Raw genomic sequence first — 15331 nt, forward strand, 5'->3', positions numbered from 1 at the left:
GGTGCTCGAAAATTGAAAAAGCGCTTACAAATCCCCAACACAGGTTTTTTCCTGACCACTGTGTCAAGGCGTAGAATGCGCCGCCTTGCGCTTAATCTTTCGGACGCTTGCCCTGTGAACCCTGTAACCGCTACCCCCACCACCCTCTCCCGCCCGGCCCGCGTTCGCCTTGAACTCAGGACCTTGCTGGCCCTGGCCTTGCCGATCATGGTGGCGCAACTGGCAACCACCGCCATGGGGTTTGTCGATGCGGTGATGGCCGGGCGCGTCGGCCCGCGGGACCTGGCAGCCGTGGCCCTGGGCAACTCGATCTGGGTGCCGGTGTTCCTGTTGATGACCGGCACGCTGTTGGCGACCACGCCGAAAGTTGCCCAGCGCTTCGGTGCCGGCACGTTCGACGAGATCGGGCCGCTGGTGCGCCAGGCGCTGTGGCTGGCCTTGGTGGTGGGGTTGATCGCCACACTGGTGCTGTTCAGCGCCGAACCGATCCTGCACATCATGAAGGTCGACCCTGAACTGATTGGCCCATGCATGGAATACCTGCGGGGCATCGGCACGGGCCTGCCGGCCGTGGCGCTGTATCACGTACTGCGCTGCTTCAGCGACGGCCTGGGGCGCACGAGGCCGGCGATGGTGCTGGGGCTGTGCGGGTTGGCGCTGAACATTCCGCTCAATTACATCTTCATCTATGGACACCTCGGCGTGCCTGCCATGGGCGGCGTCGGTTGTGGCTGGGCCACGGCCATCGTGATGTGGGTCATGGCCCTGGGCATGGCCGGTTGGGCCCGCTGGGCACCGGCCTATCAGTCGAGCCGATTGTTCAGCCGTTTCGACTGGCCGCAATGGGCGGTCATCAAGCGCCTGCTGGGCATCGGTTTGCCGATTGGCATAGCGGTGTTCGCCGAATCGAGCATTTTCGCGGTGATCGCGCTGCTGATCGGCAGCCTCGGCGCCACAGTGGTGGCCGGGCACCAGATCGCGCTGAACTTCAGCTCCCTGGTGTTCATGATCCCCTACTCCCTGGGCATGGCCGTCACGGTGCGGGTCGGCCAGGCCCTGGGCCGCCGTCAGCCTCGCGAAGCGCGCTTCGCTGCCGGGGTGGGCATGGGCACGGCCCTGGCGTACGCCTGCCTGTCGGCGAGCCTGATGTTCGCGCTGCGCGGGCCTATCGCGGCGATCTATACCGCCGATCCGGTGGTGATCGAGGTGGCCTCGATGCTGATCGTCTACGCGGCGCTGTTCCAGTTTTCCGATGCGATCCAGGTCACGGCGGCAGGCGCGTTACGAGGCTTGCAGGACACCCGGGTAACGATGATCCTGACCCTGTTCGCCTATTGGGGCATCGGCCTGCCGGTGGGTTACGCCCTGGGCCTGACCGACTGGCTCGGTGCCGCCAGCGGCCCGAGCGGGTTATGGCAAGGCCTGATCGTGGGCTTGAGCTGCGCGGCGCTGATGCTGTCGATCCGCCTGGCACGCAGCGCGCGCAAACAGATCCGCCTCAGCCGCTCGACGGATTAAGCGAGTTTCTTGCGGATCCAGTAGAAGTAAGTGCCCGCTTCCTCTTGCTGGGCCACCAGTTCGTGGTCCAGGAACACGCAAAACTTGGGGATGTCGCGGCGAGTCGAGGGATCGGTGGCGATCACTTTCAGCAGCCCTCCGGGAACCAGGTCGCGGATGTGCTGGTGCAGCATCATCACCGGTTCCGGGCAATTGAGACCCGAGGCATCCAGCGTGCCGTCCACCGGCGTATCGTTCATTTCACTCATGTTCTACTCCTGAAACTGGCCGGCATTGTCGCGCAATGTCGGTCCTGAGCAAAGCCTGTGGGGTAGCAAACATGTGAGAGCAAGACTGTGGGAGCAAGGCTTGCCCGCGATGCAGGCACCTCGGTCTCCTGACCGCGTCATCGTTCATCGCGAGCAAGCTTTGCTCCCACGGGGCTTTTTGGTGTCCAGCCGGCGCAAATGGCAGGTCACTTCCTCGCGGTCGTGGTACAGCTGCTTGCAACCGATCTCGACCTTGATCCCCCGAGCCTTGAAACCCTCGGCGATGCGTTCGAGCAGGCGCTTGACCTCGGCATAACGCTGTTTCATCGGCAGCTTGAGATTGACCACCGCCTCGCGACAGTGCCCTTCGCCAATCCACTCTTCGAGCATCGCCGCATTGCGCGCCGGTTTCTCGACGATGTCGCAGACCATCCAGTCCACCGGCTGCTTGGGCTTGAACGTAAAACCGTCCGCCATCAGGTGCTGAACCAGGCCGGTATCCATCAGACTTTCAGCCATCGGGCCGTTGTCGATAGCGGTCACCAGCATGCCGCGGTTGACCAACTGCCAGGTCCAGCCGCCCGGCGCGGCGCCGAGGTCCACGCCGGTCATGTCGCTGTGCAGGCGCTCGTCCCACTGGTCCCGGGGATGAAATGGTGCCAGGCCTCTTCAAGCTTGAGGGTGGAACGGCTCGGGGCTTCCCGGGGAAACTTCAGGCGGGGAATGCCCATGGGCCACATCGCCGAGTTATCGGATTCGGCCAGGCCCAGGAACACTTCGCGGCCACTCTTGAAGGTCAGCAGCAGGCGCGGCTTGTGCGGGTCGTCCACCAGCTTGCCGGCGCCGACCAGTGCCTTGCGCAAGGGGCCTTCGAACTTTTTGCAGAAGTTCGACAGTTCCTTGCCGTCGTTGGTATCCACCACTTCCAGCCACAGGCTGCCACAGGTCGGGAAAGCGGCCATGTGAGCCAGGATGACGCTGATGCGATCGGTTTCCGGCAAATCGATGAAGGTGCCGCGCGCCCACTGGCGCGGAAAAATCAGTTCGGCGAAACGCTGGCCGCCCATCAGCCGCTCGGCGCCGTCGTCTTCAGTGCAGACAAATTCAGCGCAGGCACTGGCCGGTTTGGCCTTGGCGTAGCCGGCCACGTTGAGCCGGGCCGCGTGTTCGGCGATCTCGGAACAGACCTCGCCTTCGAAGCCCGGCCGGCAGTGCATGAAAAGCGTGTTCATTGAAACTCCGTAGCAAAGCCTGTCACGAAAACCGCCGCATGATAGCGGACTTCGGAACCGCGAACCTGCCCATAGAGTCCAGTGATTAGTCATACGCTCAAAACAGGGCTAGGTTAAAGGCTCTGTCCGTCCCGTCAGTCCGTAGCCGTGCGGACTCAAAGGAGTCATTTCAATGCCGTCCCTCGATAGCCTGAAAACCCTTAAAACACTGCAAGTCGACGCCAGGACCTACCATTACTTCAGCCTGCCGGATGCCGCCCGAAGCCTGGGCGACCTGGACAAGCTGCCCATGTCGTTGAAGGTACTGCTGGAAAACCTGCTGCGCTGGGAAGATGAAAAAACCGTCACCGGCACCGACCTCAAGGCCCTGGCCGGGTGGCTCAAGGAGCGCCGCTCCGACCGCGAGATCCAATACCGCCCCGCTCGGGTGTTGATGCAAGACTTCACCGGCGTCCCCGCCGTGGTCGACCTGGCCGCCATGCGCGCCGCCGTGGAAAAGGCCGGCGGCGATCCCCAGCGAATCAACCCGCTGTCGCCGGTGGACCTGGTGATCGACCACTCGGTGATGGTGGACAAATTCGCCAGCAGCCAGGCGTTCGAGCAGAACGTCGACATCGAAATGCAACGCAACGGTGAACGCTACGCCTTCCTGCGCTGGGGCCAGAGCGCCTTCGACAACTTCAGCGTGGTGCCACCGGGCACCGGCATCTGCCATCAGGTCAACCTTGAGTACCTGGGCCGCACCGTGTGGACTAAAGAAGAAGACGGCCGCACCTACGCGTTCCCGGACACCCTGGTGGGCACCGACTCCCACACCACCATGATCAACGGCCTCGGCGTACTGGGCTGGGGCGTCGGCGGGATCGAGGCGGAAGCCGCCATGCTCGGCCAACCGGTGTCGATGCTGATTCCCGAGGTCATCGGCTTCAAACTCATCGGCAAGCTGCGCGAAGGCATCACCGCCACCGACCTGGTGCTGACCGTCACGCAGATGCTGCGCAAGAAAGGTGTGGTGGGCAAATTTGTCGAATTCTATGGCGATGGCCTTGCCGACCTGCCCCTGGCCGACCGCGCCACCATCGCCAACATGGCCCCGGAATACGGCGCCACCTGCGGTTTCTTCCCGGTGGACGATGTGACCCTGGACTACCTGCGCTTGTCCGGGCGTCCGGCAGAAACCGTGAAGCTGGTCGAGGCTTACTGCAAGGCCCAGGGCCTGTGGCGCCTGCCCGGCCAGGAACCGGTGTTCAGCGACACCCTGGAGCTGGACATGGGCAGCGTCGAGGCCAGTCTCGCCGGACCGAAACGCCCGCAGGATCGGGTTTCGCTGCCGAATGTCGGCCAGGCTTTCAGCGATTTCCTGGGATTGCAGGTCAAACCCACCAGCAAAGAAGAAGGTCGCCTGGAAAGTGAAGGTGGCGGTGGCGTCGCGGTGGGCAATGCCGATCAGGTGGGTGAAGCCGAATACGAATTCGAAGGCCACACCCATCGCCTGAAAAACGGCGCGGTGGTGATTGCCGCGATCACCTCGTGCACCAACACCTCCAACCCCAGCGTAATGATGGCCGCCGGGCTGCTGGCAAAAAAAGCCGTGGAAAAAGGCCTGGTCCGCAAGCCTTGGGTCAAGAGTTCCCTGGCGCCGGGTTCCAAGGTCGTCACCGACTACTACAAGGCGGCCGGCCTGACCGAGTACCTGGATAAACTCGGTTTCGACCTGGTGGGCTATGGTTGCACCACCTGCATCGGCAACTCCGGGCCGTTGCCGGAGCCCATCGAAAAAGCCATCCAGAAAGCCGACCTGACCGTGGCCTCGGTATTGTCGGGCAACCGCAACTTCGAAGGCCGGGTGCACCCACTGGTGAAGACCAACTGGCTGGCCTCACCGCCGTTGGTGGTCGCCTATGCCCTGGCCGGCACGGTGCGCATCGACATCAGCAGCGAGCCGCTGGGCAACGACCGGGACGGCAAGCCGGTGTACCTGCGGGACATCTGGCCCAGCAGCCAGGAAGTGGCCGCAGCGGTGGCCCAGGTCAACACCAGCATGTTCCACAAGGAATACGCCGCCGTGTTTGCCGGTGACGAGCAATGGCAGGCCATTGAAGTGCCGCAAGCGGCGACCTATGTCTGGCAGGACGATTCGACCTATATCCAGCACCCACCTTTCTTCGATGGCATTGGCGGGCCGCCACCGGTCATCAAGAACGTCGAAGGCGCCCGGGTCCTGGCGCTGCTCGGCGATTCGGTCACCACCGACCACATCTCCCCGGCCGGCAACATCAAGACCGACAGCCCGGCCGGTCGCTATCTGCGCGAACAGGGCGTGGAACCACGGGACTTCAACTCCTACGGTTCAAGGCGCGGCAACCACCAGGTGATGATGCGCGGCACTTTCGCCAACATCCGCATTCGCAACGAGATGCTCGATGGCGAGGAAGGCGGCAACACGATCTACATCCCCAGCGGCGAGAAAATGCCGATCTACGATGCCGCCATGCTCTACCAAACCACGGGGACACCCCTGGTGGTGATCGCCGGCCAGGAATATGGCACCGGATCGAGCCGTGACTGGGCGGCCAAAGGCACCAACCTGCTGGGGGTCAAGGCGGTGATCGCCGAAAGCTTCGAGCGCATCCACCGCTCCAACCTGGTAGGCATGGGCGTGCTGCCGTTGCAGTTCAAGCTCGACCAGAACCGCAAGAGCCTGAACCTCACGGGCAAGGAAACCTTGGATATCCTCGGACTGGATGGCGTCGAGCTGACCCCGCGGATGAACCTGCCCCTGGTGATTACCCGCGAGGACGGGCGCCAGGAGCGGATCGAGGTGTTGTGCCGGATCGATACGCTCAATGAAGTGGAATACTTCAAGGCGGGCGGGATCCTGCACTACGTCCTGCGGCAGTTGATTGCCGGATAAACGCAATCCCGTGGGAGTGGGCCTGTCCGCGAATACCATCGGTCACTCATGAAGGGTTGACGGATAAACAGCATTCGCGAACAGGCTCCACGCACCAGCCTGTCCTTGAAGGACGGTATCCATCACCGTTTTTGTATCAGCCTGCCTATAATCCCCTCCCACTGACGCTCAAGGAACGGCGTCAGCCCGCGAAGTGCCCACCCCTGCCCATGAGTCGGCGTGGACACAAATTGTGCTCTTTGCGCGACATGCCAGCGTCGTAGACCCGGCGGCCACGTTCGCCCAAAGCTCCACCGCCTAATAAGGATGTTGTATGCCTGCTCTCCCCTGGCCGTACCTGGCCCTCCTCTCCCTTGGCTATGCCTTGGCCCTGGCCTACGGGCAACTGGCTTGGACGGCCGCCATTACGGTTGCCTTGCTGCTGTTCGCCGGTTATGCCGTGCGCCAGCAACCGATGCCGATCGGCCGGTTTCTCGGCCACGCCCTGTTCGTGGTGATGGCCCTGGCATTGGCGATGCATTGGATGCCCGGCTTTTTCAACGGGCGGGCGATCCCGCCACAGCGCCTGACCGACGATGCCGCGCGATTCGCCATGTACCTGAACCAGGACAAACCCTTGATCGGCTTCTGGCTGCTCCTGGCCTGCCCCTGGATCGTCGGCCGCCGCTCGTTTCGCCTGTCGGTCTATGCCACGGTCCTGGGCCTGGCGCTGAGCGCGGTGCTGGCCCTCGGCGGGGCGATGCTGCTAGGCATGATCCACTGGGCACCAAAATGGCCAGATCACGCCTGGTTGTGGGCCCTGAATAATCTTTTATTGGTGACCCTGGTAGAGGAAGCGCTGTTTCGTGGCTACATTCAAGGAGGCCTGAGCCGGCGCTTCAAACAGTTGTCCTACGGCGACAATCTCGCCCTGCTCCTGGCCTCGCTGCTGTTCGGCCTGGTACACGCCGGCGCGGGGTGGCAATGGGTACTGCTATCGGGCCTGGCGGGGATCGGTTATGGCCTGGCATATCGTTTTGGCGGCCTGAGCGCAGCGATTGCCACCCATTTTGGCCTCAACCTGCTTCATTTCGCCCTATTTACCTACCCGATGCTGGCGTGATAGCGACAGGCAAAAATAACCTCAATTAAAACCTGACACCGCCGACAACCTTTCAAAGCCTTGCGGATCTAGACACCATGCGTAACAACCAACCCGTCACACAACGCGAAAGGACCTTCCCGGCCCAGCAACGACTGATTTCTACCACCGACGCCAAGGGCGTAATCACCTACTGCAACGACGCTTTCGTTGAGATCAGCGGGTACTCGAAGGAAGAACTGATCCGTTCGCCGCACAACCTGGTGCGCCATCCCGATGTCCCCTCAGCCGTGTTCGCGCACATGTGGGGCACGCTCAAACAAGGCTTGCCATGGATGGGCATCGTCAAGAACCGCAGCAAGAACGGTGACCATTACTGGGTCAACGCCTATGTCACGCCCGTGTTCGAAGGCAATCAGGTGGTCGGCTACGAATCAGTGCGGGTCAAACCTTCCGCCGAGCAGATCAGCCGCGCCGAAGCGCTTTACCAACGCATCAACCAAGGCAAGTCCGCGGTGCCGGGCAGCGACAAATGGCTACCAATGCTGCAGGACTGGCTGCCGTTTATCCTGGTCAGCCAACTGAGCTTCGTCGTGGGCGCATTCCTCAACTCCCACTGGGGCTTTGCCCTGGCGGCGGTGCTGTCGGTGCCCTTGGGCCTGATGGGACTGCAATGGCAGCAACGCGGGATCAAGCGCCTGCTGCGCCTGGCCGAGCAAACCACCTCTGACCCGCTGATTGCCCGGATGTACACCGACAGCCGCGGCGTCCAGGCACGCCTGGAGATGTCGATCCTCAGCCAGGAGGCGCGCCTGAAGACCTGCCTGACCCGTCTGCAGGACACCGCCGAGCACCTTAACGAACAGGCTCGCCAATCCAACACCCTGGCCCATGACAGTTCCAGTGGCCTGGAGCGCCAGCGGGTGGAAACCGAACAGGTCGCCACAGCCGTCAACCAGATGGCAGCAACGACCCAGGAAGTCGCCAGCCACGTACAGCGCACCGCCGATGCCACCCAGGAAGCCAACCGTCTGACCAGCCGCGGCCGCGACATCGCCGGCGAAACCCGAGACGCCATCGAGCGCCTGTCGGTGGTGGTCGGCGAGACCGGCCAGACCGTGACCCAGTTGGCCAAGGACAGCGACGAGATCGGCGGCGTGGTGGACGTGATCAAGGGCATCGCCGACCAGACCAACCTGCTGGCCCTGAACGCCGCCATCGAAGCGGCCCGTGCTGGTGAGATGGGCCGCGGCTTTGCCGTGGTGGCCGACGAAGTGCGGCAATTGGCACAACGCACCAGCGAATCCACCGGGCAGATCCACGCCCTGATCGCCAAGCTCCAGCAGACCGCCACCAACGCCGTGCACACCATGGACGCCGGCCATCGCCAGGCCGAAGAAGGCGTGGCACGGGTCATGGAGGCCGACCAGGCGCTGGTGGGGATCAGCGAAGCGGTGGCCCACATCACCGACATGACCACCCAGATCGCCGCCGCCACCGAGGAACAAAGCTCGGTCGCCGAGGAGATCAGCCGCAACATCAGCAACATCTCGGAGCTGGCCGACCAGACCTCGGGACAGGCCCACAGCTCGGCGCTGCTGAGCGAAGAACTGACCCGCACGGCCAATTCGCAGTATTCGTTGGTGGAGCGCTTCAACCGCTGACTTCAATTGGCAAACCAAAAACCCGGACAGTGAAAGCTCCCGGGTTTTTTATTGCCTGACAGGCCGCTATCGCGAGCAAGCTCGCCCACATTGGAATGCGCGCCCCTGTGGGAGCGAGCTTGCTCGCGATGAGGCCGGCACAGCCCCCCTTACCTCTGAACAAGAAACCCGGCAACTTTTTGCGCCGCGGCCTCCAGATGCTGCTCATGGCTGAACCCCGAAGCCTTCAGCGGCTTGAGGTCATGATCCCCCGCCACCAACCACGACACCTCGATGCTGGGTGACAAGCTATAGCCCTGCACCGCCTGCCGATTGCCCAGCGCGTCCCGCTCACCCTGGACGATCAAGGTCCGGGTCTTCAATGCCGCCAGGTGCTCGACCCGCGGTTTCTCCGGCTTGCCCACCGCATAGAAGGGATACCCCAGGCACACCAGCGCATCCGCGCCCAATTCATCGGCGAGCAGACTCGCCATGCGCCCGCCCATGGACTTGCCGCCAATGGCCAGCCTTCCAGCGACATAAGGCCGCACCGTGGCATACACCTCGCGCCAGCACTCCAGTAGCTTCGGTGCGGGGTTGGGTGGGCGCTTGCCCCCGTCCACCCGCCGCTGGGCCATGTAGGGAAACTCGAAACGCAACACGTTGACGCCCCGTGCGGCAAGGCGCGCGGCCATTTCCTCCATGAAGCCGCTGTCCATCGGCGCACCGGCGCCGTGGGCCAGGATCAAGGTCGCAGGCGTGGCTTCGACGCCCGGTTGCGCGGCCGTCCACAGCCAGCCATGTTGAGCCACGCACCGCGCCCATTGATCCCCGTCAATACTGGCCTTGTGCTGTTTGTCCATGCTTGCCTCGCTTTTAGTCTGCCTATAACTCCAGGCGAAGAACACCGCCCTGCCTTACGCAGGCGCTCACTTCGGCTGAACCGTGGATGGGGAACCATGAACACTTCTATCAGTACCGCCTACAACTACAAGGTGGTCCGCCAATTCGCCATTATGACGGTGGTGTGGGGCATCGTCGGCATGGGGCTCGGGGTTTTTCTCGCCGCCCAATTGGTCTGGCCGCAGCTCAACTTCGATTTGCCCTGGACCAGCTTCGGCCGCCTGCGCCCGCTGCACACCAACGCAGTAATCTTCGCTTTCGGCGGCTGCGCCCTGTTCGCCAGTTCGTTCTACTCGGTGCAACGTACCTGCCAGACTCAGTTGTTCGCGCCGAAAATCGCCGCGTTCTGCTTCTGGGGCTGGCAACTGGTGATCCTGCTGGCGGCCATCAGCCTGCCACTGGGCTACACCAGTTCCAAGGAATACGCCGAGCTGGAATGGCCGATCGACATCCTGATCACCATCGTCTGGGTTGCCTACGCCATCGTGTTCTTCGGCACCGTGGCCAAGCGCAACACCAAGCACATCTACGTCGGTAACTGGTTCTTCGGCGGGTTCATCCTGACCGTGGCGATCCTGCACATCGTCAACAACCTGGAACTGCCGGTGAGCTTCACCAAATCCTACTCGGTGTACGCCGGGGCTACCGATGCGATGGTGCAATGGTGGTACGGCCACAACGCCGTAGGCTTTTTCCTCACCGCAGGCTTTTTGGGGATGATGTACTACTTCGTGCCGAAACAGGCCGAGCGTCCGGTGTATTCCTATCGCTTGTCCATCGTGCACTTCTGGGCGCTGATCACCCTGTACATCTGGGCCGGCCCTCACCACCTGCACTACACCGCGCTGCCGGACTGGGCACAATCCCTGGGCATGGTGATGTCGCTGATCCTGTTGGCACCGAGCTGGGGCGGCATGATCAACGGCATGATGACCCTCTCGGGTGCCTGGCATAAGTTGCGCAGCGACCCGATCCTGCGGTTCCTGGTGGTATCCCTGGCGTTCTACGGCATGTCGACCTTCGAAGGCCCGATGATGGCCATCAAGACCGTCAACGCCCTCTCCCACTACACCGACTGGACCATCGGCCACGTCCATGCCGGCGCGCTCGGCTGGGTGGCGATGATTTCCATCGGCGCGCTGTACCACATGATCCCGAAAGTCTTCGGCCGGCCACAGATGCACAGCATCGGCCTGATCAACGCGCACTTCTGGCTCGCGACCATCGGCACCGTGCTCTACATCGCCTCGATGTGGGTCAACGGCATCGCCCAGGGCCTGATGTGGCGTGCAGTGAACGAGGACGGCACGCTCACCTACTCCTTCGTCGAAACCCTGGTGGCCAGCCATCCGGGCTTCGTCGTGCGGCTGGTGGGCGGGGCAGTCTTCCTCACCGGCATGCTGCTGATGGCCTACAACACCTGGCGCACCGTGCGGGCCTACCAGCCTGCCGAAGCCGCCGCTGCCGCGCAGATGGCTTGAGGAGTCCGCCATGAAACACGAAACAATCGAAAAAAACGTCGGCCTGCTGATGCTGCTGATGGTCCTGGCCGTGAGCATTGGCGGCCTGACCCAGATCGTGCCGCTGTTCTTCCAGGATGTGACCAATAAACCGGTGGACGGCATGAAGCCCTACACCGCCCTGCAATTGGAAGGCCGTGACATCTACATCCGTGAAGGCTGTGTCGGCTGCCACTCGCAGATGATCCGTCCGTTCCGCGCCGAGACCGAGCGCTACGGCCACTACTCCGTCGCTGGCGAAAGCGTCTGGGACCACCCATTCCTGTGGGGCTCCAAGCGTACCGGGCCGGACCTGGCACGGGTCGGCGCGCGCTACTCCGATGATTGGCACCGCGCCCACTTGTACAACCCGCGCAACGTCGTGCCGGAGTCGAAAATGCCGGCCTACCCGTGGCTGGTGACCCAAGCGGTGGACAGCAGCCATACCGAAGGCAAGCTGCGCGCCATGCGCACCCTCGGCGTGCCATACACCGACGACGACATCGCAGGCGCGACGGCATCGCTCAAGGGCAAGACCGAAATGGACGCACTGGTGGCCTACCTGCAAGTGCTCGGCACTGCCATCAAGAGCAAGAGGTGAGCCATGGTTCTTGAAATGAGTACTGGAATGATCCGCGGCCTGGGCACGGTCGTGGTGTTCATCGCCTTCATCGGCCTGACCCTGTGGGTATTCAGCAGCAAGCGTCGTCCAGAGTTCGCCGAAGCGCGCCTGCTGCCGTTCGCCGACGAGCCGTCTGCCGACATCGTCACCCCCCAAGACCCTGCAACAAGGAGTACCCGGCCATGACCACCTTCTGGAGTACGTGGATCTGCGTACTGACCATCGGCAGCCTCATCGGCCTGACGTGGCTGCTGATCGGCACCCGCAAGGGCGAGACCAAGGGTAGCGTCGACCAGACCATGGGCCACAGCTTCGACGGCATCGAGGAGTATGACAACCCGCTGCCGCAGTGGTGGTTCCTGTTGTTTGCCGGCACCCTGGTGTTTTCCGTCGGCTACCTGGTGCTCTATCCGGGCCTGGGCAACTGGAAAGGCATCCTGCCCGGCTACGAGAACGGCTGGACCGGTGCCCATGAATGGGAGAAGGAGATGGCCAAGGCCGACGCCAAGTTCGGGCCGATCTTCGCCAAATTCGCCGCCATGCCCGTGGAAGAAGTCGCCAAGGACCCACAAGCCTTGAAGATGGGTGGCCGTTTGTTCGCCTCCAACTGCTCGGTCTGCCACGGCTCGGACGCCAAGGGCGCCTTCGGCTTCCCGAACCTGGCCGACAGCAACTGGCGCTGGGGCGGCGCGGCCGACACCATCAAGACCACCATCATGGGCGGCCGCATGGCGGCAATGCCGGCCTGGGGCGAAATCCTCGGGGAAACCGGGGTCAAGAACGTGGCCGCGTATGTTCGCCACGACCTGGCCGGCCTGCCGCTGCCAGCGGACAGCGGTGCCGACCTGCAAGCGGGCCAGCAAACATTCAGCACCACCTGTGTCGCCTGCCACGGCGCCAACGGCCAGGGGACCGAAGCCATGGGCGCGCCGAACCTGACGCAACCGGCCGGCTTCATCTACGGCACCAGCCTGGCACAACTGCAACAGACCATTCGCCATGGTCGCCAGGGCCATATGCCGGCCCAGAGCGAACTGCTCGGCAATGACAAGGTGCAACTGCTTGCCGCCTACGTTTACAGCCTGTCCCACACCGCCGGTGCAGAGCGCCTGCAAGCCGAACACAAAAGCGAATAAATCTTGACCGCGTGAACAGCCGCATCCATCTGGATGCGGCTGCTTTGTGTCCCTGCGCGACGCATTGTCGCACCCTTCCATAGTCTTCCTTTCGGTTCCCCGCAATCGGGTCTAAGCTTGCCTTTGCGTGCGCTGGCGACTGCCGGTTTCAGGTCGACCCGACCCGATGCGTTCGACAATCGTTCGTCAAAAAGGCCGCAAAGGCCGGTGAATACCGGCTGTTGCGACAGTTGCCTGGCATCACCCGAACGCTGCGTTTGAACACACCCCGTTACAACCGACCTGCCCCCTCGCCTCGTTCCTTCGTAGCGACATTTTGCCGTGGGCCATTTTTGCCCCTACACAGAACATGGAAAGGCCGCAGAATCAGCTTTGGAAAGCATTGACCCAGGTCATGGCGCGTTGCAATGACCCCCCGCTTTCTCCATACTTGCGACCGATTTTTATCCTAATAAAACACCCAAACCGTGGAACCTTAGAATGAGCACAGCAATCAGTCCGACTGCTTATAACTATAAGGTAGTCCGCCAGTTCGCCATCATGACGGTGGTCTGGGGGATCCTTGGCATGGGGCTCGGTGTCTTCATCGCCTCGCAACTGGTCTGGCCGGAGTTGAACTTCGATCTGCCATGGACGACATTTGGACGCCTGCGCCCGCTGCACACCAACCTGGTGATCTTCGCCTTCGGTGGTTGTGCATTGTTTGCCACTTCTTACTACGTCGTGCAGCGAACCTGCCAAACGCGACTGATTTCCGACAGCCTCGCCGCCTTCACCTTCTGGGGCTGGCAAGCGGTCATCGTCGGTGCGATCGTGACCCTGCCACTGGGTTACACCACCACCAAGGAATACGCTGAGCTGGAATGGCCCCTGGCTATTCTGCTGGCCATCGTCTGGGTGACCTACGGTCTGGTGTTCTTCGGCACCATCGTCAAACGCAAGACCAAGCACATCTACGTCGGTAACTGGTTCTACGGTGCGTTCATCGTCGTGACAGCCATGCTGCACATCGTCAACCACGCCTCCCTGCCGGTCAGCTTCTTCAAGTCGTACTCGGCCTACTCGGGCGCGACGGATGCGATGATCCAGTGGTGGTACGGCCACAACGCCGTAGGCTTCTTCCTGACCACGGGCTTTCTGGGGATGATGTACTACTTCGTGCCGAAACAGGCCGAGCGTCCGATCTACTCCTATCGCCTGTCCATCGTGCACTTCTGGGCGCTGATCACCCTGTACATCTGGGCCGGTCCCCACCACCTGCACTACACCGCACTGCCAGACTGGGCGCAGTCCCTGGGCATGGCGATGTCGATCATCCTGCTGGCGCCAAGCTGGGGCGGCATGATCAACGGCATGATGACCCTGTCGGGCGCCTGGCATAAGCTGCGCACCGACCCGATCCTGCGGTTTTTGGTGGTGTCGCTGGCGTTCTACGGCATGTCGACCTTCGAAGGCCCGATGATGGCCATCAAGACCGTCAACTCCCTGAGCCACTACACAGACTGGACCATCGGCCACGTACACGCCGGTGCACTCGGCTGGGTTGCGATGATTTCCATCGGCGCCATCTACCACATGATCCCGAAACTGTTCGGTCGTGCGCAGATGCACAGCACCGGCCTGATCAACACGCACTTCTGGCTCGCGACCATCGGCACCGTGCTCTACATCGCCTCGATGTGGGTCAACGGCATCACCCAAGGCCTGATGTGGCGTGCGATCAACGACGACGGCACCCTGACCTACTCGTTCGTCGAAGCCCTGCAAGCCAGCCACCCGGGTTATATCGTCCGTGCCCTGGGCGGCGCGTTCTTCGCCAGCGGCATGCTGTTCATGGCCTACAACGTGTACCGCACCGTTCGTGCCTCTGACCCGGCTGAAGCTGAAGCCGCCGCCAAGATCGCCGTAGTTGGAGCTCACTGATGAAGCACGAAGCAGTAGAGAAGAATATCGGCCTGCTGGCCTTCTTCATGGTCATCGCCGTGAGCATCGGCGGCCTGACCCAGATCGTTCCGCTGTTCTTCCAGGACGTGACCAACAAGCCGGTCGAAGGCATGAAGCCACGTACCGCCCTTGAACTGGAAGGCCGTGACATCTATATCGCCAACGGTTGTGTCGGCTGCCACTCGCAGATGATCCGTCCGTTCCGCGCCGAAACCGAACGCTACGGCCACTATTCGGTCGCGGGTGAAAGCGTCTGGGACCACCCGTTCCTGTGGGGTTCCAAGCGTACCGGTCCGGACCTGGCCCGCGTTGGCGGCCGCTACTCCGATGACTGGCACCGTGCGCACTTGTACAACCCGCGCAACGTGGTGCCGGAGTCGAAAATGCCGGCCTACCCGTTCCTCGTAGAAAACAAGCTCGACGGCAAAGACACCGCCAAGAAAATGGAAGTCCTGCGCACCCTGGGCGTGCCTTACACCGACGAAGACATCGCCGGTGCCAAGGATGCCGTCAAGGGCAAGACTGAAATGGACGCGCTGGTGGCCTATCTGCAAGGCCTGGGCACCATCATCAAAAGCAAACGGTGATTCT

The 15331-nt window shown here is 62.4% G+C and carries 12 protein-coding genes and 1 pseudogene; 10 read left to right on the forward strand and 3 right to left on the reverse strand.

Annotated elements, in window-relative coordinates; genetic code table 11:
- Positions 1–114 precede the first annotated feature (114 nt).
- On the forward strand, positions 115–1518 hold the full coding sequence (locus KI237_RS20535) for an MATE family efflux transporter (protein ID WP_212796812.1): 1404 nt from the start codon (positions 115–117) through the stop codon (positions 1516–1518).
- Here the strand turns inward: KI237_RS20535 and tusA are convergent.
- Entirely contained in the window at positions 1515–1766 is a 252-nt protein-coding gene (gene tusA / locus KI237_RS20540; protein ID WP_212796813.1) for a sulfurtransferase TusA, read from the reverse strand. The two genes, KI237_RS20535 and tusA, sit on opposite strands and share 4 nt — an antisense overlap.
- 144 nt (positions 1767–1910) lie before the next feature.
- Positions 1911–2998 (reverse strand): annotated as a pseudogene (gene rlmM, locus KI237_RS20545) (23S rRNA (cytidine(2498)-2'-O)-methyltransferase RlmM).
- Between the two features lie 172 nt (positions 2999–3170).
- Between rlmM and acnA the strand changes: the two are divergent.
- From acnA to KI237_RS20560, 3 genes are all read left to right on the forward strand, one after another.
- Entirely contained in the window at positions 3171–5912 is a 2742-nt protein-coding gene (acnA, locus tag KI237_RS20550) for an aconitate hydratase AcnA (protein WP_212796814.1), read from the forward strand.
- Between the two features lie 313 nt (positions 5913–6225).
- A complete protein-coding gene (locus KI237_RS20555) occupies positions 6226–7014 on the forward strand; it encodes a CPBP family intramembrane glutamic endopeptidase (RefSeq protein WP_212796815.1) in 789 nt (262 codons plus the stop codon).
- Positions 7015–7091: 77 nt separating this feature from the next.
- The gene (locus KI237_RS20560; protein WP_212796816.1) at positions 7092–8657 is read left to right on the forward strand and encodes a methyl-accepting chemotaxis protein; all 1566 of its coding nucleotides are present in this window, start codon (positions 7092–7094) and stop codon (positions 8655–8657) included.
- A 149-nt stretch (positions 8658–8806) separates the two neighbouring features.
- Here KI237_RS20560 and KI237_RS20565 read toward each other — a convergent pair whose 3' ends face one another.
- The gene (locus tag KI237_RS20565; protein WP_249410649.1) at positions 8807–9499 is read right to left on the reverse strand and encodes an alpha/beta family hydrolase; all 693 of its coding nucleotides are present in this window, start codon (positions 9497–9499) and stop codon (positions 8807–8809) included.
- 96 nt (positions 9500–9595) lie between these two features.
- Here KI237_RS20565 and ccoN (KI237_RS20570) point away from each other — a divergent pair, with 96 nt between their 5' ends.
- The 6 genes from ccoN (KI237_RS20570) (at position 9596) to ccoO (KI237_RS20595) (ending at position 15327) form a co-directional block, all read left to right on the forward strand.
- The gene (ccoN, locus tag KI237_RS20570; protein WP_212796817.1) at positions 9596–11020 is read left to right on the forward strand and encodes a cytochrome-c oxidase, cbb3-type subunit I; all 1425 of its coding nucleotides are present in this window, start codon (positions 9596–9598) and stop codon (positions 11018–11020) included.
- A gap of 10 nt (positions 11021–11030) precedes the next feature.
- A complete protein-coding gene (ccoO, locus tag KI237_RS20575) occupies positions 11031–11639 on the forward strand; it encodes a cytochrome-c oxidase, cbb3-type subunit II (RefSeq protein WP_212796818.1) in 609 nt (202 codons plus the stop codon).
- A 3-nt stretch (positions 11640–11642) separates the two neighbouring features.
- The gene (locus tag KI237_RS20580) at positions 11643–11846 is read left to right on the forward strand and encodes a cbb3-type cytochrome oxidase subunit 3 (RefSeq protein ID WP_212796819.1); all 204 of its coding nucleotides are present in this window, start codon (positions 11643–11645) and stop codon (positions 11844–11846) included.
- Positions 11843–12796: a cytochrome-c oxidase, cbb3-type subunit III gene (gene ccoP, locus KI237_RS20585; RefSeq protein ID WP_212796820.1), complete on the forward strand. Its 954-nt coding sequence runs from the start codon at positions 11843–11845 to the stop codon at positions 12794–12796. The genes KI237_RS20580 and ccoP overlap by 4 nt, the downstream gene beginning before the upstream one ends.
- A 480-nt stretch (positions 12797–13276) precedes the next feature.
- The gene (ccoN, locus tag KI237_RS20590) at positions 13277–14719 is read left to right on the forward strand and encodes a cytochrome-c oxidase, cbb3-type subunit I (protein ID WP_212796821.1); all 1443 of its coding nucleotides are present in this window, start codon (positions 13277–13279) and stop codon (positions 14717–14719) included.
- Entirely contained in the window at positions 14719–15327 is a 609-nt protein-coding gene (ccoO, locus tag KI237_RS20595) for a cytochrome-c oxidase, cbb3-type subunit II (RefSeq protein ID WP_003199605.1), read from the forward strand. Before ccoN (KI237_RS20590) ends, ccoO (KI237_RS20595) begins: the two co-directional genes overlap by 1 nt.
- The last annotated feature ends 4 nt before the right edge of the window (positions 15328–15331 follow it).

Source organism: Pseudomonas sp. St316 (assembly GCF_018325905.1).
Classification (GTDB): Bacteria; Pseudomonadota; Gammaproteobacteria; order Pseudomonadales; family Pseudomonadaceae; genus Aquipseudomonas.

What these genes read in the sequence shown, in the direction of transcription:
- tusA (WP_212796813.1), bottom strand. Translation starts at nt 1,766, where the DNA reads ATGAGTGAAATGAACGATACGCCGGTGGACGGCACGCTGGATGCCTCG.
- ccoN (WP_212796817.1), top strand. Translation starts at nt 9,596, where the DNA reads ATGAACACTTCTATCAGTACCGCCTACAACTACAAGGTGGTCCGCCAA.
- ccoN (WP_212796821.1), top strand. Translation starts at nt 13,277, where the DNA reads ATGAGCACAGCAATCAGTCCGACTGCTTATAACTATAAGGTAGTCCGC.
- ccoP (WP_212796820.1), top strand. Translation starts at nt 11,843, where the DNA reads ATGACCACCTTCTGGAGTACGTGGATCTGCGTACTGACCATCGGCAGC.
- KI237_RS20555 (WP_212796815.1), top strand. Translation starts at nt 6,226, where the DNA reads ATGCCTGCTCTCCCCTGGCCGTACCTGGCCCTCCTCTCCCTTGGCTAT.
- KI237_RS20560 (WP_212796816.1), top strand. Translation starts at nt 7,092, where the DNA reads ATGCGTAACAACCAACCCGTCACACAACGCGAAAGGACCTTCCCGGCC.
- acnA (WP_212796814.1), top strand. Translation starts at nt 3,171, where the DNA reads ATGCCGTCCCTCGATAGCCTGAAAACCCTTAAAACACTGCAAGTCGAC.
- ccoO (WP_212796818.1), top strand. Translation starts at nt 11,031, where the DNA reads ATGAAACACGAAACAATCGAAAAAAACGTCGGCCTGCTGATGCTGCTG.
- ccoO (WP_003199605.1), top strand. Translation starts at nt 14,719, where the DNA reads ATGAAGCACGAAGCAGTAGAGAAGAATATCGGCCTGCTGGCCTTCTTC.
- KI237_RS20580 (WP_212796819.1), top strand. Translation starts at nt 11,643, where the DNA reads ATGGTTCTTGAAATGAGTACTGGAATGATCCGCGGCCTGGGCACGGTC.
- KI237_RS20565 (WP_249410649.1), bottom strand. Translation starts at nt 9,499, where the DNA reads ATGGACAAACAGCACAAGGCCAGTATTGACGGGGATCAATGGGCGCGG.